This is a genomic window from Actinomadura sp. NTSP31 (assembly GCF_041951385.1).
Classification (GTDB): Bacteria; Actinomycetota; Actinomycetes; order Streptosporangiales; family Streptosporangiaceae; genus Spirillospora; species Spirillospora napierensis.
Map to the genome: position 1 here is coordinate 1 of NZ_JBGNUT010000062.1, position 22504 is coordinate 22504.

The window sequence follows — 22504 nt, forward strand, 5'->3', positions numbered from 1 at the left end:
ATCGGAGCTCCTGGTGGTCAAGATCGTCGCAAATCTCGATCTACCAGGAGCTCTCTCGTTGTCGCTCACGCCGCGCGGGACGCAACCGGCCCGTGACCTGCGGACTCAGGTTGGAATTTCCTCACTGTTCTCCAGCGTCTGGTAGCGGGCGTACTGGGGCGACTGGAGAAGAGGTTGCAGCCTCTGGTGAACAGCGCTGCTCAAGCTCGTGAGGGCGATCTCGGTCGACTGGCGGCGGTTGCCGGCCGCTTCGATGAACGCCGTATGCTCAGCTACGGTCATGCGGCCTCCGCGCGATGCCGCGACCGTCAGCAAGGCGTCCTCGCGCAAGGTGAAGTCCGACGACCGGTAGGTGTTCACCAGGGCGGCCGAGGTATGGAAGACCTCGGCATTGTCGGCCTTCACCACGCTGCCGAAGGTCCTGCTGGTGCTGTCGCTGAGGCCGTCGTACTCCTTGATCGCATCGGCCGGGGTGATGGTGCCGGCATGCACCTTGGTGCGCAGCTCGCCGATGGTCCGGTACCGCTGGTCCAGATCGTCCATGAGCCGCTGCGCGGTGCGGTCTAGCTCCTTCTTCGCTGCGGGAATGGCCTGGGTGTGGAAGAGGCTGATAGCGGCGTCGGTGGTCGCCTCAGCAGACGTCAACCGCTGCCGAGCCTGGTCGGTGTTCTGTGCCAGAACCGCCGCGGCGGCCGCTCGCTCCTGCTGAAGCAGTACGCCTGCAGACCCTGCCGGCTTCGTGATGCGGTCGACGACCCGGGTCAGGGCGATCTCGTTCAGCGCGGAGCCGAGGGAAAGGGTCGCAGCGAAAGCCCAAAGGCCGACGAGGGAAACCAGGGGAAGGATGAGCAGCAGGCTGATCCGGTAACGAACCGGGTGCAGTCGGGTGCTCTTGTTAAAGGCCGGTGCCGCTTCGGTGACAGGCATGTGCACTCCGAGGTTCGACTCCAAGGCTTCACTCGGGCGCCATATACTGCACCGCTATTTGTCAGAGCGCAACCGTCCCCGCGCACCTCGGCAGTCAGTCTGAGATAAAAAATAGTCAGTTTATTGTGTCAGAGATCCAATTCGTGTCCTGCCGCGGGCGAGATGGGTAGAAGTTCAGTCGAGTGCAGGGGGCGTGAGTGCCTGAGCGAGACGTTGTAGATAGCGGGCGAACCGGCGGATGTCCTCAATCGGCCAGTCCTTCACCGCCTCATCCAGGATCGACATGCCGGCGTTGTTGATCGCTTCCACCGCCGCGTGACCCCGTGGCGTCAGCGTGATGCTCACCGCTCGGAGATCTCCCTGCTCAGCAGCTCTGTGAACGAGTCCTGCCGCTGTCATTCGGGCCAAGGTCTTGCTGACGGTGGAGGCGTTGGTGTGGGTCGTTCTGCCGAGGAGAGAGGGGCGGGCGCTCCCTCCGAGGTGCGCCAGTTTCAGCAGCAGCACCGCCGTCGCCACGTCGATGGCAACGCCAGATCGCCGCATGATGGCGCCCTGAATTCCGGGCGCGGGCCAACTGCCGGAGAGTAACGTCAATGCGTCGAGTGTCCGGTTGAGGGTCCGCAGGTTTTCCGCCTCGGATGACATGTGCACTCGCTCTTCCTGCGACCGTCCGTCCGGGACCGCCAGATACTGTCAGTTGGACAATATTTCTTTCGGGAACGAAATACGTGCATGCATTCAGGCTGGCGCTCCATTTTGTGGCACTGGAAGGACCCCACCTCGCTTTGGGTCACTGTGGCATACTTCGCGGATCGTGTGGGCTGGGCGTTCCACTGGTTGGGCGGTGCAACTCAAGTTGCCGGGAACAGCTTGTCGTCGTGGCCGCCGCGAGCCGTGGACGATCGGTGGATGAACGTCCACGGCTCACTCATGACCGATGCGGACGGTGACGCGGACAAGGCTTCCTATCGGGACTCCGCGGCCGCGGCGCGCTCTACCGGACCTTTAAGCACCGAGATGCCCTGGACGCCGAGGTCGCCACGGAGGGCCGCCGCTCTGCGGAAGCCGTCGCCCCAGACGGTACGGCGCAACATGGAGCAGCCCGGCTTGGTCAAAATGTTCGTCGCACTGGCCACGGCCGCCACTGATCCCGCTCACCGCGCGCACGGCTTGTTCACCGATCTCACATCAGCGATCACTCAGGTCTGGAGGAAGGGCAACGGTCCGGGGCGAGTCCGTGACGACGAGGTGGCCGAGCACATGGCCTGTTGCTCCTCGCCGTGTCCGACGGCCTCCAGATCCAGTGATCTCTGGATCCATCCCTGGACAGGGCCGAGCTGATCGGGGCCTTCAACAGGATGTGCGAACCCGCCGACTTCGGGGAGCCGGAGCCGGCCGGGTGAACTCGGCCCATGCCGGTGCCAGCCGTCAGGCCTGGAAGGGGACCCACTCGGACGGCCCCAGGCCGACGGCGTTGCGGGTGAAGCGCTGCCGGTAGGTGGTGGCCGACAGTCCGTAGTGGGCCCGGAAGCGGCGGGCGAAGTAGTTCTGGTCGGCCCAGCCGACGGCCTGGCCGATCTGGGTGATCGACTGGTCGGTGTGCAGCAGCAGCGAGGCGGCGGTCTCGACGCGGTGCTGGGCGAGGTAGGCCATCGGGGGCAGGCCGGTGGTGGTCTTGAAGATCCGCACCAGGTAGCGGGGCGACAGGTGCAGTTCGTCGGCGAGTTCGGTGAGCGTCCAGCGGTGCGCCATGCGCGCCTCCAGCAGCCGCATCGCCTGCACCACCTTCGGGTGAGCCGGCCCTGACTCAGAGGCGCGCTGCTCGGCGACTGCCCGGGCGAGATGGCTGAGGAACAGCGTGAGGCGCCCGATGATGTCGCCGCGGTGGCGGTCGATGCCCTGACGGGTGAGCTGGTCGAGGGCGTCGAGGTGAACGATCGAGGCTTTGAGCGCTTGTGCGTCGAGCCGTGTGGTGAGCATGCCGCGGCGCTGCATGGAGTTGGGCGCGGTCCACAGCAGGTATCCCAGCAGCGGGTCCTCGCGGGTCCAGGCGAGCTCGCGGTGCAGCAGCTCGGTGCTGAAGCAGCAGTTGTACAGGTCCAGGTCCTGGCAGTCCTCGTAGCCGTGCCAGACCCCCGGCCGCAGCAGGATAGCGTCGCCGACCTGGAGACTCCTGCGTCCGTCGAGAGACCGGTGCGTGCCCTTGCCCCCGGTGACGATGGCGATCTCCATGAAGCTGTGTGTGTGGACCAGGCAGTACTCCTCATGGATGTAGTGACCGGCGTAGGCCAGGGAACCGTCGGTGAAGTACAGCAGACTCTTGGCTGTCCCGACAGGCGACTCCTCCATGTCAGGGACCCTAACCGGTTCACGTTCAAAGAAGGCGAAGTGAACATCGTGCTAACGCAGGGTCATAGCGGGCTCTCGGCGGCCACGGCGGCGGGCGCAGGATCCCTCAAACCGGTGATGACCTTCACCGGCCCGCGAGGAAGCTGAGTGCAGAAATTAGCGGTGGGCGCCAGCACTCCGGTTGAGGGTGTTGATGCGGCTCTGGTATTCGCGGTGGGCCTTCCGCTGGGCTGGGGTGGCGTCGAGGGTCTGGCAGTGGTCCAGGAGTTGGCGGTGGACGGCGGGGGTGGCGGTGACGCGCAGGGTGTAGCCCTGCCCGCGTCGCACGACCTGGCCGTTGTCGAGCGCGATCTGCTCGGCGGCCTCCAGATCGAGGGTGCGCAGAAAGTCGGCGACCTTGCCGGGCACGTCCAGGACGACCGGGACCGCCCGCGCCGGCACGTCCTGGCCGCCGGTGGCGGTGTGGCCGGGGAGCAGGTCGGCGAGGGCGGTGCGGATGGCGCCGCGGCTGACGCCGTGCTCGCGGGCCAACGCCGCGATCGAGGCCCCGCCGGTGTAGGCGGTGCGGACGGCGGTGGTCTGGTCGGGGGTGAGGGCGGGGCGGCGGCCGCCCTTGTTGCCTTTGGCCGCCGCCGCGCGCAGCCCGTCGTAGGTGAGTTCGCGTTGCAGGTCGCGTTGGAGTTCGCCGGCGGCGGCCAGGGTCTGGACCATGAACTTGACGGTGGACAGCAGCTGGCCGGTGCGGGGGTGGCGGGCGGTGAGGTCCATGCCGGAGAAGGCGCCGTCGTGGATGCGCAGCGCCAGCCGGTCGCGGTGCAGGATGTCCAGGACGTCGAGGATGTGGCCGGTGCCGCGCACCAGGCGGAACATCTCCGAGACGTGGACGGTGTCGCCGGGCCGGGCGTAGGCGAGCAGTTCGCTGAAGGCCGGGCGCTGGAGGGGGTGCAGGCGGCTGGAGGTCCCGGCCTGTTCCTCGAACACCACCGGGTCGGCGATTCCGGCCTCGGCGAGGACGAGGTTTTGGCGGGCGGTGGACTGCTGGTCGGTGGAGACCCGCTTGTAGACCAGGTTCGCCATCAGGGACCCCTTCAGGTGGTGGAGCGGCTCCTGCTCGCCATGCCACCTGTCATTAAACCCTGTCATCAATCGGCATTGGATCCGATTGGATCGGTGTGCCCTCGATTCCCTGGTGGGGCGGGGTCCGTTGGCCGCGTCTGCCGGGTGTCGTCAATCGAACGTATGACGACACGTGTAGGTGATCGCTCCAGGGCGCCGTGAGGCCCGAGGGGCCGCAGGGGTGCCGCGTCTGCAGTTGCACTTCCACGGCTTCGCGCCGCGGGCGCGGGGATCAGCCGCTGGAGTGCGGGGTGGGCGAGGTCTGCGGGGTGGCGGCCCAGGAGGCGAGCAGGCGCAGGCCTTCGTCGGAGGGCGATTCGGGTTCGGCGGTGTAGATGGTGAGGGTGAGGCCGGGTTCGGCGGCCATCTCCAGGCCTTCGTAGGCGAGGGTGAGGTCGCCGACGGCGTGGTGGTGGAAGCGTTTGGTGCCGGTGCCGTGGTGGCGGACGTTGTGGGCGCCCCAGCGGGTGCGGAACTCGTCGCTGCGGGTGGACAGTTCGCCGACCAGGTCGTGCAGGTCCTTGTCGTGGGGGTTGCGGCCGGCTTCGGTGCGCAGGATCGCGACGGCGATGTCGGCGGCCTGGTCCCAGTCGGGGTAGAAGCGGCGGGAGGCGGGGTCGAGGAAGTTGAAGCGAGCCAGGTTGGCCTGGTTGCCAGGGGTGGCGTAGACGTCGGCGTAGAAGGCGCGTGCCAGCTGGTTGGCGGCCAGGATGTCCATGCGGCCGTTGCGGACGAACGCCGGTCCGGCGGTGATGGCGTCCAGGGCCCATTGAAGGCTGCGGTGCGGCCTCCACTGGTCCTTGGTGCGTCGGCGGCGGGGCCGGGTGAGCACGTCGGTGCCGTCGGCGGCCTGGGCCAGGTTCAGCAGGTGGGCGCGTTCGGCGTCGTCCAGGTTCAGGGCGCGGGCGAGGGCCTCCAACACGGACGGGGAGACACCGGCCAGGTTGCCGCGTTCGAGCTTGGCGTAATACTCCACGCTCATGTCGGCCAGAGCCGCGACCTCGCTGCGGCGCAGCCCCGGCACCCGGCGCCGGGAGCCCGGCGGCAGCCCGGCCCGCTCGGGGGTGATCTTGGCGCGCCGCGAGGTCAGGAACTCGCGGACCTCTTCACGGTTGTCCACCCTTCGACCGTACGTGCTGGCCGGGGGCACAGGGATGTACTGCCAGTACACCCCTTGACGGTGTCTGGCTGCCCGCACCAAGAGCGGGTTACCTGGAAGGCGTGGTGCTCCCGTCCCAGGTAAAGGCGGGTTACGGGAGGCGTCCACGCCCGGGCCGGGGTGGTCCGCCGCCTGACGCTCCGGGCATATCCGCACTCGGCGCCGCCGGCACTTGTCGCTGCGGCGCGCCACGACAGCAAAGGACCTTCTCATGCGCGGAGCAGTGATCCACGCGCCCGGTGACATCCGTTTCGAAACCCTGGACGACCCGAAGATCATCCACCCGACCGATGCGATCATCCGTACCGCGGTGACGTGTGTGTGCGGCTCGGACCTGTGGCCCTACCGCGGCGCCGAGCCGACCGAGGCGCCCCATCCGATGGGACACGAGTACGTCGGGTTCGTGGAAGAGGTCGGCTCGGAGGTCACCGCGGTGAAGCCGGGTCAGTTCGTCGTCGGGTCGTTCGCGACCTCGGACGGCACCTGCGCCAACTGCCGAAACGGTTTCCCGTCCAACTGCCTGAACCGCGAGTTCATGAGCACCTGCCAGGCCGACTACGTCCGCATCCCCAACGCCCACGGCACCCTGGTCGCCACCGACGGCGTGCCCGGTGAGGAGTTCTGGCCGGGCTTGCTGGCGGTGTCGGACGTGATGGGCACCGGCTGGTGGGCCGCCGACGCCGCCGAGGTCAAGCCCGGTTCCACCGCCGTGGTCGTCGGCGACGGCGCGGTCGGCCTGTGCGCGATCATCGCCGCCAAACAGCTCGGCGCGGAGCGGATCGTCGCCATGTCCCGGCACGAGCCGCGGCAGAAGCTGGCCCGCGAGTTCGGCGCGACCGACATCGTCACCGAGCGCGGCGAGCAGGGCGTCGCCCGGATCAGGGAGCTGACCGGCGGGATCGGCGCCGACAGCGTGCTGGAGTGCGTCGGCACGGCCGAGGCGATGCGCCAGGCGCTGCATTCGGCGCGGCCGGGCGGCAATGTCGGTTTCGTCGGCGTCCCCCACGATGTCGCGGTCGACGGGCAGGAGCTGTTCTTCTCCCACGTCGGCTTGCGCGGCGGCCCCGCCCCCGTGCGCCGCTACCTCCCCGACCTCATCGAGCGCGTCCTGACCGGCGCCATCGACCCGGGCAAGGTCTTCGACCTCACCCTCCCCCTGGACCAGGTCGCCGAGGGCTACGCCGCGATGGACGAGCGCCGCGCCATCAAGACCCTCCTGAAGCCTTGAACCCCACGCACAGCCACCCTGCGGCATCGCCCGCAACGCTCACGGAACGGAACGGCCATGCAGATCACGCGAAGCTCGATCGACACCGTCAAGGGCCCGGCGGACTGGTTCACCGGCGACGTCTACATCGACGCCGTCGCCGCGGCCCCCGCCCCGTCCCGGGTCACCGCGAGTCTGGTGCACTTCATGCCCGGGGCGCGCACCCACTGGCACCGTCACCCGCTCGGCCAGACCGTCTTCGTCACCGAAGGGATCGGCCTGTGCCAGCGCCGCGGCGGCCCCATCGAGATCATCCGGCCCGGCGACCGCGTCCTGTTCGAGGCCGACGAGGAGCACTGGCACGGCGCCGCCCCCAACCGGCTGATGGTCCACCTGGCCCTCAACGAAAGCGACGCCGACCACGACGTCGTGCACTGGCTGACCCCCGTCACCGACGCCGAGTACGCCGCCGCCCCGGCCACCACCTGACCCCCTACGGGCAAGACCGACCAGCTCAAGCATGGGAAGGACAGACTGGCCATGCTGTGTGCCCTGCTTCGTTTCGCCGCCGCGACCATGCTGGCCACCGCCGTGACGGCCTGCGGCAGCGATCGGCCGGCTCCGTCTTCGAGACCCTCCCTCGCGACCAGCGGGCCGACCGCGCCGCGCGGGACGCCGTCCACGCCGTCTGCCACGTCGTCTGGAAGGAACAGCGCCATGAGCCTTCGCGTCACCCTGGACGGGCAGCCCGTCCAGGCCACGCTGAACGACAGCCCCGCGGCCCGTGACCTGGTCTCCCTGCTCCCGCTCACCCTGGACCTGGAGGACTTCCACGGCACCGAGCGGATCGGCTACCCGCCGCGCAAGCTGACCACCGACGGCGCCCCCGAGCCGGTCGCGGCCAAGGCCGGGGACATCGCCTACTTCGCGCCCTGGGGCAACCTCGCCCTCTTCTACAACAACGGCCCCGCCGCCTCCACCGACCTGCTGATCCTCGGTCACATCGACGCCGACCCCCCTCGGCTCGCCAAGGCCGCGCGCATCACCATCCAGACCGCCCCTTGATACAGGACAGGAAGAAGGGCCGACTTGAGCGTCACCTACGATTTCGCCGGTAGGACCGCATTCGTCACCGGAGCCGCCTCCGGGCTCGGCCGTGCCACCGCTGTGGCCTTCGCCCGCGCCGGAGCGCAGGTCGCGCTCGTCGACCTGTCGGTCGACGGGCTGGAGGAGACCGCACGGCTCATCACCGCCGACGGTGGCCAGGCCCTCGTGCTTCCCGGTGATGTCACCAGCGAGGGTGACGTCCAGGCCGCCGTCGACCGGACCGTTGAGCGTTTCGGGCGCCTGGACGCGGCCTTCAACAACGCCGGCGTCGAGCAACCGGTCCAGTCGGCCGCCGACACCGCCAAGCAGGACTGGGACCGCATCGTCGGCGTCAGCCTCACCGGCGCGTTCCTGTGCACACGCGCCCAGATCCGGCACATGCTCCAGCGAGGCGGGGGCGGCGCCATCGTCAACGTCTCCTCCGGTGCCGGCGTCAAGGGCTTCAAGGGCCAGGCCGCCTACGCCGCCGCCAAGCACGGGATCATCGGCTTCACCCGCTCGGCCGCCCTCGACCACGCCGCCGACGGCATCCGCGTCAACGCCCTGTGCCCCGGAATCATCGACACCGAGATGATCCGCCGCTTCGGTGACACCCGCCCCGGCGGCCGCGACGGGCTCATCGCCGACGAACCCGTCGGCCGCCTCGGCAAGCCCGAGGAGATCGCCTCCGCCGTGCTGTGGCTGTGCTCCACCGATGCCGCCTTCACCACCGGCACCGCCCTGGTCGTCGATGGCGGCCAGACCACCTGACCCACCCGAACCCACCCAGGAGATGACGGATGAGCCCCACCTACGACTTCACCGGCCAGGTCGCCTTCGTCACCGGCGCCTCCTCCGGCATGGGCCTGGCCACCGCCCGCGCCTTCGCCGCCTCCGGCGCCGCGGTCGGCCTGGCCGACATCGACGCGGGCGCCGTTGAGCAGGCCGCCAAAGAACTCACCGACAACGGTCACCAGGCGCTCGCCCTGGTCTGCGACGTGACCGACGAGGACCAGGTCGCCGCCGCCGTCGACCGCATCGTGGCGGCCTTCGGACGCCTCGACTTCGCCTTCAACAACGCCGGCATCATGGTGGCGCCCACCGATGCCGCCGACGAGACCGCCGACCAGTTCGACCGCGTCCAGGCCGTCAACCTGCGCGGCGTCTGGGCGAGCATGAAGCACCAGCTGCGCCACATGCGCGACCAGGGCAGCGGAGCCATCGTCAACTGCTCCTCCCTCGGCGGCCTGGTCGGCAATCCTGGGCGCGCGGCCTACCACGCCTCCAAGCACGGCGTCATCGGCCTGACCCGCAGCGCCGCCCTCGAATACGGCCCGCGCGGCGTCCGCGTCAACGCCGTCTGCCCCGGCACCATCGCCACGCCCATGGTCGACGCCATGGTCGAAGGCGGCGAACTCGACCGTGCCCAGGCCGAGAAGGGCCAGGCCATCGACCGGCTCGGCACTCCTGAGGAGATCGCCTCCGCCGTGCTGTGGCTGTGCAGCCCCGGCGCCGGCTACGTCACCGGCATCGCCCTGCCTGTCGACGGCGGCTACACCGCCCAATGACAGCTCGATGCCCGCTCGATTCCCTGGCCTGGCGAGGCGGCTGAGTCCTCACCCCTCGGCGGCCGGGTCGTGGAAGGGCCGCAACCCCGAGCCGGCGTCAGCGCGAGTGAAGGCGTAGCGGCCCAGGAAGTTGATGTGCTCATAAGCGATGGGCGAGAGCCGGGCGCACATGTCGTCGGTGGCGGGGAACCCGCCCTTGCGGAGCTGCTTGACGGCGGCGTCCAGGTAGAGGGTGTTCCACCACACCACCGCGTTCAGCGCCAGGCCGAGCGCGCCGAGCTGGTCCTCCATCCCCTCGCGGTAGCGCTGGCGCAGCTGCCCGCGGTTCCCGAACGCGATCCGGCGGGCGAGGCGGTGGCGGGCCTCCTGGGTGTTGAGCTGGGTGCCGATCATGCGGCGGTAGCCGTCGTCGGAGATGAACTGCAGCAGGTGCAGGGTCTTGAAGATGCGGCCGTAGTGGGCGAACGCGTCGCCCAGGCCGGTGGGGCGGCCGTCGCGCGACAGCATCCGGATCAGGTCGTAGGCCCGCACCTGGCCAGTGGTGAGGGAGCCGGCGACGCGGAGCATGTCGGCCCAGTGCGCGCGGATGCGGTCCAGGCGGACGGTGTGGCGGGACATGTGATCCAGCGGGCCGTAGGTGGTGCGGGTGTTGGTGCGCCACAGGCGGGTGTCGGCGAGGTCGGCGATGCGCGGGGAGAACTGGTAGCCGCAGATCGCGAACAGGCCGAACACGATGTCGGAGTAGGAGGCGGTGTCGGTCACCACGGTCTCGGGGCGGGGGCCACCGTCGATGGTGTGGATGGCGTCCAGGATGAACAGCGAGTCGCGCAGGGTGCCGGGCACGACCAGGCCGCCGATGCCCATCACCTGGTCGTTGACGACGTTCAGCCAGGTCGCGCCGCGCTGGCGGCCGAAGTAGATCGGGTTGTGGCCGGTGTGCAGGTTGGCCACCGGCACCACGAACCGCAGCCCGTCGGCCGAGGCGATCTGCCCGCCGCCCCAGGTACGCACGATGTCGATCCCCGATTGGGCGGCGATCAGGCGGGCGTTGGCCGCCGAGATCGTCTCGGCGCGCAGGTATCCCTGGTCGACCTGCTGCAGGCGGGCGCGCGTCAGCGCGGGGACGTTCGGCTTCTCGATCGGCACCAGGCCGACGTTGCACGCCTCGGCCACGATCAGCCCGCACAGGCTGACCGCGAAGTCCTCCATCGCGGTGTCGGCGCCGGAGATGTGGGTGAAGTCGGCCGCCAGCCCGGTGCGGTCGAACACCTCCAGCAGCAGTTCGGGGAAGTCCACCCGCGGCAGCATCTGGCCGATCAGGGCGCGGAACTCGGTCATCATCGGCGGCTCGTCGATCGGCCCGAGCTTCTCGATCTGCAGGCGGCCGCCGACGAACTGCACCGCGGTGTTGGCGCCGAGCCCGTCCAGCACCCGGGTGTAGGCGCCCTCCAGCGCGCTGGCGAGCTCGGCCAGGTGCCCGGCCGGCTCGTCCTCCAGCTCCAAAGCGGCCAGCACCCGCGGCCGCGCCGCCTCCCAGCCCGCCTTCCAGCAGGCGGGCGCGTGGGTCGCTCCACCGGTCGGCGCCGGCGGCGAACACATCGCGGCGGCGCAGCGCGGCGTGCAGGTGCATCAGCGCGCACAGCGTGAACGCGGCCTTGTCGACCTGCCCGGCGGGCAGGTCGGGGTTGGCGAACACCAGCGGCCGCCACGACCCGACCACCAGGTCCTCGTGCGCGGCGACGTCGGCGCGGTCGTAGCGGCGGCGGGCCTTGGCCATCGCGGCGGCCGCGGCCACCATCGCCAGCACGCCCTGCCCGGCCTCCACCGCCCGGAACTCGATCGTCTCCAGCAGCAGCTCGATGAACTGCTGCACCGTCCGGTACCGCTTGACCAACTCGGCCCGCCACGCCGCCGCCGCGTCGTCATCGGACTCGGGCACGAACGCCGCGATCACCTCGACCGCCGCCGACAGCTTCTCGCGCGGCACCACCCGCTCGATCTCGTTCCACACCTCCGCCAGCGACACCAGGCGATCCTCGGTCGCCTGCGGCGCGCTCATGAGGATCTCCATCGCCGAGGCGACGTGCCGTGCCGCCGACCGCAGCTTCGGCAGGGTCCGCAGCTGCTCGGCCTTGCCCGCCCGTTCCGCCTTGGCCAACAGGTTCGAGGTGATCAGCAGGTCCAGCACGTCCAGCGCATCGTCGATCGATGCCGTCTCCAGATGCCGGACCGTGGCCAGCAGCGTCGCGGTCTGCCGCCGCTCCTCCAGGTCCCGCAGCGTCGGGGCCTTGGACGCCATCCCGTACCGGGCCAGCGACGCCAGCTTCACCGCCGGCACCGGCTCGACCTGCACCCGCCCGGCCCCGATCCCGCCGATCTCAGCGACCCGGTCCAGCTCCCGCACCAGCACCCGCCCCGACGCCTTCACCGGCGAGGTCCGCAGCCGCTCCAGCTCCGACACCCGCCGATCGTCCGGCACCCGCAGCAGGCCCCGCAGCGCCGCCGCGGTCTCGAGGGGCGTCCGCTCGGCCAACAGCCCGTACAGCCGGGCGTTCTCCGCCCGGCGCACCTCGCCCACCAGCCGCGTCAGCACCGTGATACCCGGCAGCAGCACCCGCTCCTTCACCAGGTGCACCACCGCCCGGTCAAACAGCGCCCGCGGGCCCTCGGTCGTCGACCACACCCGCGCCGCCACAAAACGACGCAGCTCGGCCTCCCCGTCGGCGAAGTCGCGGTAGCCCAGCAGCTCGCGGATCTCCCACGCATGCTCGTACACCGTCTGCCCGCGCCGCCCGTACTCGGCGAACTCCGCCGGATGGACACCGAGCTGCTCAGCGACGAACCCCACCACCCCGTCCGGAACCGCCGTGGGCTTCTCGGTCAGGAACACCCCGAGCATCCGCACCGTGCCCCACTGCACCGCCCAGCCCAGCTTCGTCGACGGCCGCCGCCGCTTGTCCACCTGCTCCAGCGCCTCCCGGTCCAACCGGAAGAACTGCTCCAGCTCGGCCACCGACGGCTCCTGCGGGAACCGGCCATAGCGGGCGACCTGCTCATCAGAGAGAAATTCGAAGGGCATGGCCCCGGAACGTACGGGCCCCCACCAGGGCAGACCCGGCCCGTCACCGAACCGAAACGAAGATCAGCTTCCTACCGCTAATTCCTGCACCCAGCCTCCTCGCGGGCCCACCGGCCCTTAACAAGATCGCCGCTTGCCATGCGGTACGAAGGCGCTGGAAGGTGTTGATGTCCGCAACACATCAGGGAGGTGACGTCGGGCATGGAAGCCGGCCGCAGGACCGGTACGGCCACCGCGCTCGCAGGACGCCTCGCCTCCTCCGGATCGCGCCCGCGGCGGCCGTCGCGCAAAGGGTGGCAGGCGCGGACGCCTTGTGGTTCGTGCTTCCCGGGCTCGTGCTCTACGCGTTCGCGGTGTTGTGTCGAGCGTCAAGGGAGCGGGGTTCGCCTTCACCGACTGGGACGGGCTGAACCCGGCCAAGCACTTCGTGGAGCTGGGCAACTTCCGGCAGATGTGGTCGAATCCGCTCGCGGCAGGAAGCTGGTGCTGCCGCGGCAGCACCGCGGGCAAAGACTGGCATGCAGGACGCCGTCGTCGCATGGATGGCACCGGACCGCGTTTGCGACGCGGCCAGAGCCGCACCATCGACACCGCACCCGGGCGCTGGGCCCCGGGGGGCCGGGGATAGGCCCGGGGGTGGTCGGCGGCGGGGCCGCCGACCGGCTCGCGGGTTGGTCGTGCCCCTGTCAGGCCGATCGGCTGATGATCCTGATCGCCGGTAGCTGGGCCGTGCGTGCCCGGTCGGCTGGGCACGCGGTGATCGCTGGTCGTGGCTGCAGACCCGTTCGGGCGCCGAGCGTGGTCAGCGTCTGCGCCACGCCGGCCTCGGTGAGGGGCTGGTCGCCGTGCGAGTCGGTTGGCGGGATCGTCGCCAGCAACGGGCCACGCAGTCCGCGCGGGATGCCGGTGCAGCCGTTCGGCGCGGCTGGCCAGATAGGCGCGCATCGCCTCTTGGGCTGGCTTTCCCTCCCAACCCGGGGTTGGATGGAATGCGGGCCGCAGAACCCATCAAAGGCGCCTATGAGCACCGGCACCCGCGCCCAGGGCGGGCAAGGCGGATGTCTCACGCAGCGGCTTCCACGGATCGCCTGGGAACGGTGCCGTCGGTCGAAGGCCGCGCATTTGAAGAACTGCTGCCCCCAGGCAAGGAAATGTCATCGATAGGCACGCGGGATCCAGCAACGGCAGGCTGCTGCAGTTCGGCAGGTCGGGGCGTTTCCTCAGCGCTCCGAATCAGCATGACAGGCAGGATGCGACCAGAACAATGTGCTCGCTGGTTCGATCGGTGGCAGCGTCAGCGCATGCTGGGGGCGCGGCTCAGCTGATTCGGTGGTGAGTTTCCTGCTCTCGATGTCATCGCGGATCCCCGTTGCTTTCGAGGCGCGCCACAGCAGCCGGTTGATTCGCTGAGCACAGTCCACCCACGGCGTGTCGTCTCCGGTGTCCTGCCTGGTGCACAGACGCTGGTCCGAGCCGGACTCTGCGGGATCGGCTGCAAACAGTGGGCCGTGTAGCAGTCGCGGGTCGGTGCAGTGCCGGGCGGCGCGTAGGAACAGATAGCGCCGCAGCGGCACGCTGACCGCGGGCGGCACCGGCAGCAACTGCGGGGCGGCATTCGGGTCGTCGAGCCACAGGGTCATCGGGTCGTCGGCGTCGGCGGACGCGCCCACGCCGGTCAGATGCTCCAAGCCCAACTTCACCAGGTCCGCGACCGGCCGCCCCAGATAGAAGGATGCGGCCAGCACGGCCGCGTTACGCCAGCAGGACTCGTAGCCGCCGTCGTGCGCCTCTTGCAGCGCGTATTCGACGACGACGGCGAAGGCGACGGTCTCCAGGGGCCTGGGCCGGTAGGGGCCGAAGAGGTCGATGTCCAGGTGGTGGCCGCTGGCTGGCGGGCGGGGGCGGCGTAGCCCGACGGCCGGATTACGCCGGCACAAGCGGTGCTCGTGCAGGATCCGGTACCAGGAGGCCAGGACCCGCAGTCTCCGCTCGACCACGTACAGCTGTATGCCCCTGTCGTGGTCGCCATCGTCGATGGTGACGTGCAGCCAGTCCAGGATCTCTGCGGGGCCGGCCGACAGTGGATGCTCGCAGCGGTCGAGCCATTCGGCCAGGTCCCGCAGCAATTCGGGGCGATCTTCGGTTCTCCTCGGCAGCGCCCAGCGGGTGGTGAGCTCGATCAGCAGTGAGTGCGTCTGCTGGCAGAACCCGGATCCCGCATCAGGCAGGTGATCACGGGCAGTCGAAGCGACCTGGCCTGCGACCGCGCGATCGAGTTCGATGAGCCGGCCGCCCAGCGCCACCTGGACCTGCTGGCGCACCTGCTGCTCGAGGGCCGATGACGGTGCGGGCAGGGGCGCGGGCGCAGGAGTGCGAGCCGACATGGTGACCTTCTTCTCGACGCCGATGGGTCGTTTCCGCAGGCGGGGCGTTACAGCCCGGGCCCAGCCCAAAGTGTGCTCGGGCATGTGGTCGCAGCCCCTGCTGATGCGGGTGGGGCGGCGCCTCATCAGTGGCGCTTCGTGCGCCGCTGTCATGGGGTGCTGTCACAGTGCCCGGGCACGGTTGGGTGGCGTCGGGTGCAGCCGGAGCGCGAACATCAGGTCGTCGTGGGGAATTAGCCGTGCCGGCCGTCCGGGCAGGGCATGGGCGTCGGGCGGCCGGGCGGCTCCTTGCCGGGCGAGTGCGTCGACAACGGGGCGTGGGACCATCGGCGGCCCGGGGTAGGGGCCCAGGGCGTGCGCACGGACCGCGGTGACCAGGAAAGGCGCATACTCCTCGGCCAAGGTGACGCTGTCGTCGGTCAAGTCGGTCAACCGCCACTGGGCGCCGCGCGGAAGGGCCTCGATGGCGGGTTCCAGGATGACCCGGTCTCCCTGCCGTATCGGGGTGGCGCCTTTGCCGTCCAGCCGCTGCGCCAGCACGGTGATGGTGTCCTCCAGCCGCTGCGGCGTCCATTTGAACGCGCTGCACAGCGCGTGATCGCTGAGGCTCCCGAACTGGACCAGGGCGGCGTGCAGCGCGTCGGCGTCCAGGCTGGGAAAGTCGCGGTCCTCGCCCTGCAGTTCCGCCTCCCAATCCCCCAGCGGCGGGGTGAGGAGTTCATCGACGGCGACCTCGAGCACCTCGGCGAGGATGACCAGCTGTGCGGCGCTCATCCGGGAGAAGTTGGCGAGGTCGGCCCGGGCGGGTCCGTCTTGGTTGAGGGGAAGAAGGGTCCGGTCGGCGACCATGTTGGGGTCGAGGTGACGCTGGTCCATGATCCGCTGTATTCGGCGCAGGTCAAGCCGGCGGAACATAGGTTCCCACCTGCCTTCCCGGGGAGAGGTGGAGGTTGTCGTGCAGTGGATCGGCGACCCAGGCGCAGCGCAGGTGCAGATGCCAGTAGTCGGGTCGGTCGGGACGCTCGCCCATGGGCGGCCCCCACCGGTGCGATCTGCGGAAACCCAGACCGCACGCCTCAGCGGTCGCCCACACCTCGTGCTCGTGATGACCCAGCCCGGACGGCAGCAGCGGTTCGGTGGGGTCGCCCCCGTCTAGGGCGCTGTAGGCGCGGGCCGCGGCCAGCAGGTCCCGGGCGTGTCGGGGGACCGGGAAGCGCAGCGCGGTACTGGATGAGCGCCATGGGTAGGGCCCCAACGCAATGGTGGAGGCGTCATCGGCCAGGTCCTGAGCCCGGATGGAGGCCAGATCCGCTGGATCAAGGCCGGTGGCGAGGGTCAGGGCCAGCGCGGCGGACCGGGCTGGATCTTGCATTTCGGCCCGAATCTGCTCGGCCACCTGCACGCTGAGCGGCAGACCGCCGAACCCTGGGCCGCCCAGGCGTCCCGGATCGGCGGGTACGGTCAGCAGCAGGCCGTGCAGCAGGAACCCCGCTTGCGCCCCGCGCAGCAGCACCATGCTGTGTGCGGGAGAACTGCTGATGCTCAGCAGCGCCAGTAGGAACTCATCCAGCGCGTTGGGATCTGGCCAGGGCATCGGAAACACAGCCAGCTTGCCGTGTCCTCGCCGGTCCGCGCCCTCGTTCGCGCCGCGCGCGTAATCGGTTTCGTCGGCCGCAGCGGCGGACGTCTCCTGGCACTGCCGGGCCTGTGCCATGCCGTCCTGATCGGCGCGCCCCTCCTCCTCGCCCGGCCCCCCAGGACACGGGCCGGCCTCCGATTCGGTGCCTGCGTTCCCCTCCTGGACGGTGACCTGGACGGTGACCGCCTCGGCCACCGAGTCAGGGTCGGGCTGGAGGTTCACCGGATCGGCGGCGGGGCGGTGGGAAGGCGAGGCGCCCGCCCGCACTGCAGATGAGACCAGGGGCCGGACGCGGTCGCGCTGATACCACTGGCTGCCGGTCAGGAACCCGCACACCGCGTCCATCGCGGCCGCGTACAGTAGGTCGGCCCGCGTGAACTCATCGGGCCCAAGGAACCTGTTCAACTGGGCGCGGAAACCGGCCAGCGGCGTCGCCTGCAGGGTGGGCAGCGGCGCCTGCAGTGCGTGCGCCAGCGCCGGACCGGCGTCCGCGGGCAGTTGCGGGGTGCAGTACAGCGGCACCGCCGCGGGTGGCGCCGGCTGGGGCCGAAAACGATCGCGGGCCTTCACGAAGGCTTCCTGCGCGTCTTCCAGCACTGCCAGTGTGGCGGCCGGCAGTACCTGGCGCCAGTCGGCAGGTGGCCGTTCATGCCATACCAAGATCAATGCGGCGCCGGTGTCGGCGGCCAGTTGCACCAGCCGCGCCAATGCGGGCCGGGGCAGCAGATGCCCCCGCAAGACCACCATCTCGCTGATACCTGAACCGCAGATCCAGGCTGCGGCCTGCAGCCAGATCTCCGCCACGCCGCGCCCATCGTTGCGCGCAGCGGCCGACTTTCCCAACGCGCCCATGAGATCGTGGGCCAGGGTGAGCCTGCCGCCCACTGCTGGGGTCGGATGGACCACGATCCGGCCCGCAGCGGGATCGTGCAGACTCATCATCGCCTGGACATTGCTGTGCTCGTCGGCGGCGTCCAGGGCGATCGTCACCACCGGCCGGTCGGCTGCCCGCCTCCAGGCTGTCGGCGCCTGCGGCCCGCCGGGGTCGGCCCGCAGCGCCGACTGTGCCCCGGTCTCGGCGGCAGCCGCCGCGTAGACCCCATGCTCCACCACGGTGAACCTCCCGTCGTCCTGGCGAGCCGATCGGAGTCCGGCAGCCGACGCCCCCTCCCCGACACCAACCCCGGGCGCTGACCCGGGCACGTACCCGGCAGCGACCTGACCAAGGATTAGTTTCTGTCCTTGCTGAACACCCACTCCAGCACGCCTTCGTCGAGAACGCCGCTGTCCCGGCTCTGCATTTCTTCGACCGCCAGGGACGTGATTTTCGCCCAGTCACGGAAGCGGCCATGAGCAGCCCGCTTGTTGATCACGTCGATGTCGGCGGCGGAAACCTTCTCCCACAACGGATGAAAGGCCGGGATGGCGCTTTGCACCTGCTCGCGGGACATGCGGGTGTACTCCTGCCAGATGTAGATCCGGGAGGCCAGCATCGGCTCGTTGCTCAGGACCTGGTAGCAGCCGGCGCCGCCGACGAACACGATCGCGATCTGGGTGGTCTCGTGATCCCACAGATGCCGGTAGAGCTCGAAACACTCCCTGGAGAGCCATTGCGCCTCATCGCATACCAGGACACGGAACTGCCGCGACAACTCTTCCTTCAGCAGCCGGGTGAACTCATACGGGCGACGGGGCGGCCGCCCCGGCAAATCCAGTGCCTCAAAAAGCGTATGACGCACGTCCCGCGGACGCGGGTATTCGCCGAACGCCATCCGCAAGGTCTGCTGCGGAGCGACGTCGGCAAGGCATTCATTGACCGAAAGGGTCTTGCCCACACCGGACTCGCCGTAGACGCACATCATCGCCTGCTTCTCGATCACCCGGGCAAGGTTCTCCTTGGTGACCAGCAGGGCATCGGTGGCGACCACGTTCGCCCCCGGAAGCTTCAGATAGTGGTTTCTTCCCGAAGCTCGCAGCGAGGTCACATGCCCGGGCCTCATCGACGACCCCTCTCATCAAGCCCAACGTCGTCGCTCTGCTCGCCCGGCCCCTGCTCGCCCGGGTCTCGCCCGCCCGGTTCTCTCTCGTCGGCTTGCCCGGCTGCCGCAAGCAAGGGCCTACCGCCGGGTTCGGCCTCGGTCGCACGCTGGACCGGCAACACCCAGCCAGGAGCGGGCTCGGGCAACGCGGCCTCCCGCGGGCGTGCCGCCTTCCGCGGCCGGCCGGTGCCAGCATCGCGCAACTGCGCCTCGGCGTCGGCCTCGGCCGAAGTCAACGCTCCCAACCGTTTGGCCGGGCCAGGGGCGGTGAGAGCGGCAAAGCGTTCACGCCGCAGCCGCGCGCCGGCCTTCAGGGTCCGCTCCAGCTCGGCGGCAGCCTCGCGACGCACGCGCAGGACCTGGCGGACCTGTTCCGCAGACGCCTGATCGGACAGGAACGCCCGCCCCAGATGCTCACCCGTGGAGGCGTCGAACACCTCGATCTCGTGATCATGATGCGGCATGTACCGGACCCTGACCCACTTGCCGACGTAGTCGCCCATCCAGGGCTCTTCGCTGACGTAGTGCCGACGCTTCCACTTCACACCCTGGTTGGACACATTCCGGGGACGGCCGTCATCCTCCAGCAGCATCAGGCTCAGATCCTCGGCCGCAACATGGTCCAGCGGAGTGGGGTCATCACGCCACACCTGCTGGGGAGTGCGGTCACCCAGCACCGGTTTGGGAAGGAGCTGATTCCACTCGGCGACCCACCCCAGCAGCAGCTCAACAAACCCCGAGAACGACAGGAGCGGTTCGCTGGGATCGATCGGTTTACCACCGATCCGCTTGGCGCCATGCGTGAAGCCCGGCAGTGAGGCAAAGAACATCTTCTCCACGGCGCCGTTGACCATCTCCACCGTGCCCTTCAGCCAAGGGCAGTATCCGGGCAGCACACCGACCGGGATCGCGAAGCGGCCCAGCGCCGCCCGCACCGCCCCACTCAAAAAGTCCTTGCCCTGATCGATCCGCACCGCGTCAGGCAGGCCGCCGAACTCTCCATAATGGTCGCTGCACAGGATCGAGGCCCGCGCCGACGCCAAGATCGACTCACGGCTGGGAGACCCCGCCGCGACGGCCAGCCCGCACACCGCGCAACTGTAGCAATCGACGAACCAGGTGATCCACGGCTGCACCGGTGTCCCGTCGACCTCTACCCACACCGGCGCTTTGACATGATCGGCCTCCCACACCTGGTTGCGATGGCCCTCGCTCTTTTCAGGCCGCCGCAACCTGATGTCGAACGCCCGTCTGGCCTGCTCACCATCCCGGATCCCGGCACGTATCCCCTGGGGAACATCCCGGCGGATCGCCCGATGCAAGGTCGCCAGGCTAGGCGCCTTCACCCCACCGCTTTTCTCCTCGGCGACAAGCTCGCGATGCAACGCCGAGGCGTTTCCGCCCCAAAAGGCCAGCCGAGCACGAAGCTCTTCGGTGAGGGTGAACCGGGCGATCGGCAGCCGATCACAGCGGCCATCGGCATGCGCCTGCTCCAGCCATCGCCACACCGTGCGCTCGTGCACCGCCACACACGACGCTACGACCCTCACATGCTCGGTACTCAGATCGCCGCGCTGATCCAGCACCAGCAATCGCCGCACCGCAGCTCGCCGGACCTGGGCCAAGGAACCCAGTCGCTCGATCACCTCAGGGGCATCTTGCTCCAAATCGCCCATCGACCTCTCCTGCTGGCGTTTCAGCAACTCCCTCAAACCACAGCAACTCCACGATCAGGACAGCCAGCCATCCCGGCCAGTTACCAGAAGGCAAGAAAAGACAAACCTCTTATCGCCATAACAGTCGACCAAGAACCCAAAAGATAGATCATTTCGATCCCCGCGATGAGTGGCGTTCGATGACGAGACCGGCACTGGCTATACCGTGCAGATCGCCTCCGACTTGCAATTTCGTCAACCTGTGCCAGTGGATTCGTCATCCGATGTCAGTAATTTTCGCCACAGACGTCAGTGCGAGCATGCACTCCAAGAATCGGGCGAACATCACATAAGCGCCCATGCAGATTCTTTATTGCTAATACGCACGAACGGTGCAAATCACCCTACCCATGCACCGCACGCCGGCCCAGCGCGCTATCGACGCCGCTCTCACCGCAAGGGGTCCGCGGTCGCCCGCCCTATCCCCCGGGGACCGGTGATCACTTCGAATCCGTTGCTTCGCAGCCTGTCTCCCGACCACGCAGCTGAGAGCCGGATGCCTCGAGCGCTCATTCGGAAGAGTCTTAGTTACCCGGCGCGTTCCTCGAGGGAGCTACCTGGACAAGGATGGCCGTGACCTGCTGTCTGACACTCGATGACGAATCGCTAGTGGCAGAACGATGCAGAGTTGCAGTGGAGGAACCGCTGGAAGGCGTCGTGCTGCCTCGCGCCGATCCGGTGGACGCCGACACAGCGGCACAGGATCCGCCGGCACGATCAAGTGCAGGTGAGGCGGTGGGCGCCGCTCCCCCGCCTCCACCGGCGGCGACGGTGGCGAGGGGGGAGGCGGGAACCCTGGCACGCCCGGCGAGCCCGCTGGCCGCCGACGCGCTGGCCAAGCTGGACGCCGACTTGGGGCAGGTGCAGATCGCCCGGATCGGCGGGCGGCGGGTCTACCGGCGCCGGATCGAGCTGCTGGCCGAGGCGTGCACCCCGCAGACGTTCGCGCTGGTGCTGGACTGGCTGAGCAGCACCCGCCGCGGCTCGGCCGCCACCAAGCGCACCTACGCCGACGACCTGCGCCGCGTCTGGGCGCCGCTGGCCCGCGAGCTCGGCCATGAGGCGTTCTTCGTCGGCTGCCTCACCCGCGAGCACGTGCGGATGTGGCGGCTGCGGCAGGAGGCCGCGGGCGCCGCGGCGCGCAGCATCGGCCGCTACGTCGCCTGTCTGTCGTCGCTGCACGCCTACGCCGCCGGGCGGATGGACCCGGCGCCGGCCAATCCGGTCACCCAGGACGACCGGCCCCGCGTCACCGCCGAGCGCAGCGCGGGCTCCACGCCGGTGCTGGAGGTCGACCAGGTCCGCGCGGTGGCCGCGTGCGCGGCCGGCGAGCTGGACCTGCTGGTGGTGATGCTGCTGTACAGCCTGGCCGGCCGGGTCACCGAACTGTGCGCCGCCGACGTGACCGACCTGGGCCGCGATGGCGACCGCAGCGTCCTGGCCGTCACCCGCAAGGGCGGCAAGCGCCGCACGATGCCGCTCCCGCACCGCTGCGCCGACCTGCTGCGCCGGCACGTCGGCGCCCGCACCCACGGGCCTCTGCTGCTGGACGCCAAGGGCGACCGGCTGGACCGCCACGACATCGACCGCATCACCACCCGGCTCGGCCGCGCCGCCGGCGTGCTGCCCGGCCGCGACCTCACACCGCACGTGTGGCGCGCCACCCGCATCACCCACATGCTCGACGCCGGAGTCCCGCTCGCCGAAGTGCAGGAGTTCGCCGACCACACCGACCCCGCCACGACCATCGGCTACTGGGAGCGCCGCACCAAGCAACAGCGCGCCACCGCGCACGCCGACCAGGCCGCCGGCCTCTTCGACGACGCCGTCGTGATCGATCCGGCCGTCCAACCGCACCCGCGCGGCCGGACCTGAGCACCCGACGGACCCGTGTTCGCCCGTCCGGCGAGGCCCGCCTGGGCTCTTGGAGCGCGCCTGGCGATAGGGCGCGGCCGCCAACCCGCAGGGGGGCCGGGATGTGAAGCGCGGAGAGCCTCAACATGTGTCGCGGCCTCGAGGGACAGTCGAACGAGGAGGCACGGTTAGCCGGCCCGCACCGGTCGGCTTGGCTTGACTGGCCGTTCCGTCGCAGCGGCGGCCGACATCGGGCGCCGCAGACGATGCCCCGGTGACGGCAACCAGATCGGCCCACCGGAGCCGGTCGATGGGCCCTTGGTTGGCGGTGGTGGTCAGCCAGGCGGCGAGGAGGGGCGGCCGACGGGTGTCTCGCCCCCGT

The 22504-nt window shown here is 69.6% G+C and carries 17 protein-coding genes and 2 pseudogenes; 7 read left to right on the forward strand and 12 right to left on the reverse strand.

Going from position 1 to position 22504, the window contains the following annotated elements; genetic code table 11:
* Nucleotides 1-105 precede the first annotated feature (105 nt).
* The 5 genes from ACA514_RS47885 to ACA514_RS47905 form a co-directional block, all read right to left on the reverse strand.
* Nucleotides 106-927, reverse strand: a complete 822-nt coding sequence (locus ACA514_RS47885; RefSeq protein ID WP_375048218.1) for a nitrate- and nitrite sensing domain-containing protein — start codon at nt 925-927, stop codon at nt 106-108.
* 174 nt (nt 928-1101) lie between these two features.
* On the reverse strand, nt 1102-1572 hold the full coding sequence (locus ACA514_RS47890; protein WP_375048219.1) for a MarR family winged helix-turn-helix transcriptional regulator: 471 nt from the start codon (nt 1570-1572) through the stop codon (nt 1102-1104).
* A gap of 783 nt (nt 1573-2355) precedes the next feature.
* On the reverse strand, nt 2356-3276 hold the full coding sequence (locus tag ACA514_RS47895) for a helix-turn-helix domain-containing protein (RefSeq protein WP_375048220.1): 921 nt from the start codon (nt 3274-3276) through the stop codon (nt 2356-2358).
* 156 nt (nt 3277-3432) lie between these two features.
* Nucleotides 3433-4353 (reverse strand): recombinase family protein, encoded by a 921-nt coding sequence (locus tag ACA514_RS47900; RefSeq protein WP_375048221.1) that lies wholly within the window; start codon nt 4351-4353, stop codon nt 3433-3435.
* Between the two features lie 271 nt (nt 4354-4624).
* On the reverse strand, nt 4625-5512 hold the full coding sequence (locus ACA514_RS47905; protein WP_375048222.1) for a helix-turn-helix transcriptional regulator: 888 nt from the start codon (nt 5510-5512) through the stop codon (nt 4625-4627).
* A 250-nt stretch (nt 5513-5762) separates the two neighbouring features.
* Here ACA514_RS47905 and ACA514_RS47910 point away from each other — a divergent pair, with 250 nt between their 5' ends.
* The 5 genes from ACA514_RS47910 to ACA514_RS47930 all read left to right on the forward strand — a co-directional run bounded on the left by ACA514_RS47910 (nt 5763) and on the right by ACA514_RS47930 (nt 9412).
* Nucleotides 5763-6779, forward strand: a complete 1017-nt coding sequence (locus tag ACA514_RS47910; protein ID WP_375048224.1) for a zinc-dependent alcohol dehydrogenase family protein — start codon at nt 5763-5765, stop codon at nt 6777-6779.
* A 57-nt stretch (nt 6780-6836) separates the two neighbouring features.
* A complete protein-coding gene (locus tag ACA514_RS47915) occupies nt 6837-7247 on the forward strand; it encodes a cupin domain-containing protein (protein ID WP_375048225.1) in 411 nt (136 codons plus the stop codon).
* A gap of 228 nt (nt 7248-7475) precedes the next feature.
* Nucleotides 7476-7823, forward strand: coding sequence for a cyclophilin-like fold protein (locus ACA514_RS47920; protein WP_375048226.1), 348 nt, complete (start codon nt 7476-7478; stop codon nt 7821-7823).
* 24 nt (nt 7824-7847) lie between these two features.
* Entirely contained in the window at nt 7848-8615 is a 768-nt protein-coding gene (locus tag ACA514_RS47925) for an SDR family NAD(P)-dependent oxidoreductase (RefSeq protein ID WP_375048228.1), read from the forward strand.
* A 29-nt stretch (nt 8616-8644) separates the two neighbouring features.
* Nucleotides 8645-9412, forward strand: coding sequence for an SDR family NAD(P)-dependent oxidoreductase (locus ACA514_RS47930; RefSeq protein ID WP_375048230.1), 768 nt, complete (start codon nt 8645-8647; stop codon nt 9410-9412).
* 48 nt (nt 9413-9460) lie between these two features.
* Here the strand turns inward: ACA514_RS47930 and ACA514_RS47935 are convergent, their stop codons facing one another.
* The gene (locus ACA514_RS47935; RefSeq protein WP_375048231.1) at nt 9461-11011 is read right to left on the reverse strand and encodes a Tn3 family transposase; all 1551 of its coding nucleotides are present in this window, start codon (nt 11009-11011) and stop codon (nt 9461-9463) included.
* Between the two features lie 170 nt (nt 11012-11181).
* Between ACA514_RS47935 and ACA514_RS47940 the strand changes: the two genes are divergently transcribed.
* Nucleotides 11182-12150, forward strand: coding sequence for a hypothetical protein (locus ACA514_RS47940; protein WP_375048232.1), 969 nt, complete (start codon nt 11182-11184; stop codon nt 12148-12150).
* Here ACA514_RS47940 and ACA514_RS47945 read toward each other — a convergent pair.
* The 6 genes and pseudogenes from ACA514_RS47945 to ACA514_RS47970 all read right to left on the reverse strand — a co-directional run.
* Nucleotides 12039-12491: pseudogene (locus ACA514_RS47945) on the reverse strand (DUF4158 domain-containing protein); the annotation flags it as partial. The gene ACA514_RS47940 and the pseudogene ACA514_RS47945 overlap by 112 nt on opposite strands.
* Nucleotides 12492-13711: 1220 nt before the next feature.
* Entirely contained in the window at nt 13712-14959 is a 1248-nt protein-coding gene (locus ACA514_RS47950; protein WP_375048234.1) for a hypothetical protein, read from the reverse strand.
* Between the two features lie 78 nt (nt 14960-15037).
* The gene (locus ACA514_RS47955) at nt 15038-15790 is read right to left on the reverse strand and encodes a hypothetical protein (RefSeq protein ID WP_375048235.1); all 753 of its coding nucleotides are present in this window, start codon (nt 15788-15790) and stop codon (nt 15038-15040) included.
* Nucleotides 15774-17627, reverse strand: a complete 1854-nt coding sequence (locus ACA514_RS47960) for a hypothetical protein (protein ID WP_375048237.1) — start codon at nt 17625-17627, stop codon at nt 15774-15776. Before ACA514_RS47960 ends, ACA514_RS47955 begins: the two co-directional genes overlap by 17 nt.
* Nucleotides 17628-17743: 116 nt before the next feature.
* Complete coding sequence (locus tag ACA514_RS47965) at nt 17744-18499, reverse strand: ATP-binding protein (RefSeq protein WP_176197321.1); 756 nt, start codon at nt 18497-18499, stop codon at nt 17744-17746.
* A 140-nt stretch (nt 18500-18639) separates the two neighbouring features.
* A pseudogene (locus ACA514_RS47970) lies at nt 18640-20154 on the reverse strand (Mu transposase C-terminal domain-containing protein); the annotation flags it as partial.
* A gap of 849 nt (nt 20155-21003) precedes the next feature.
* Here ACA514_RS47970 and ACA514_RS47975 point away from each other — a divergent pair.
* Nucleotides 21004-22143: a tyrosine-type recombinase/integrase gene (locus tag ACA514_RS47975; protein WP_375048238.1), complete on the forward strand. Its 1140-nt coding sequence runs from the start codon at nt 21004-21006 to the stop codon at nt 22141-22143.
* Nucleotides 22144-22504: the final 361 nt, after the last annotated feature.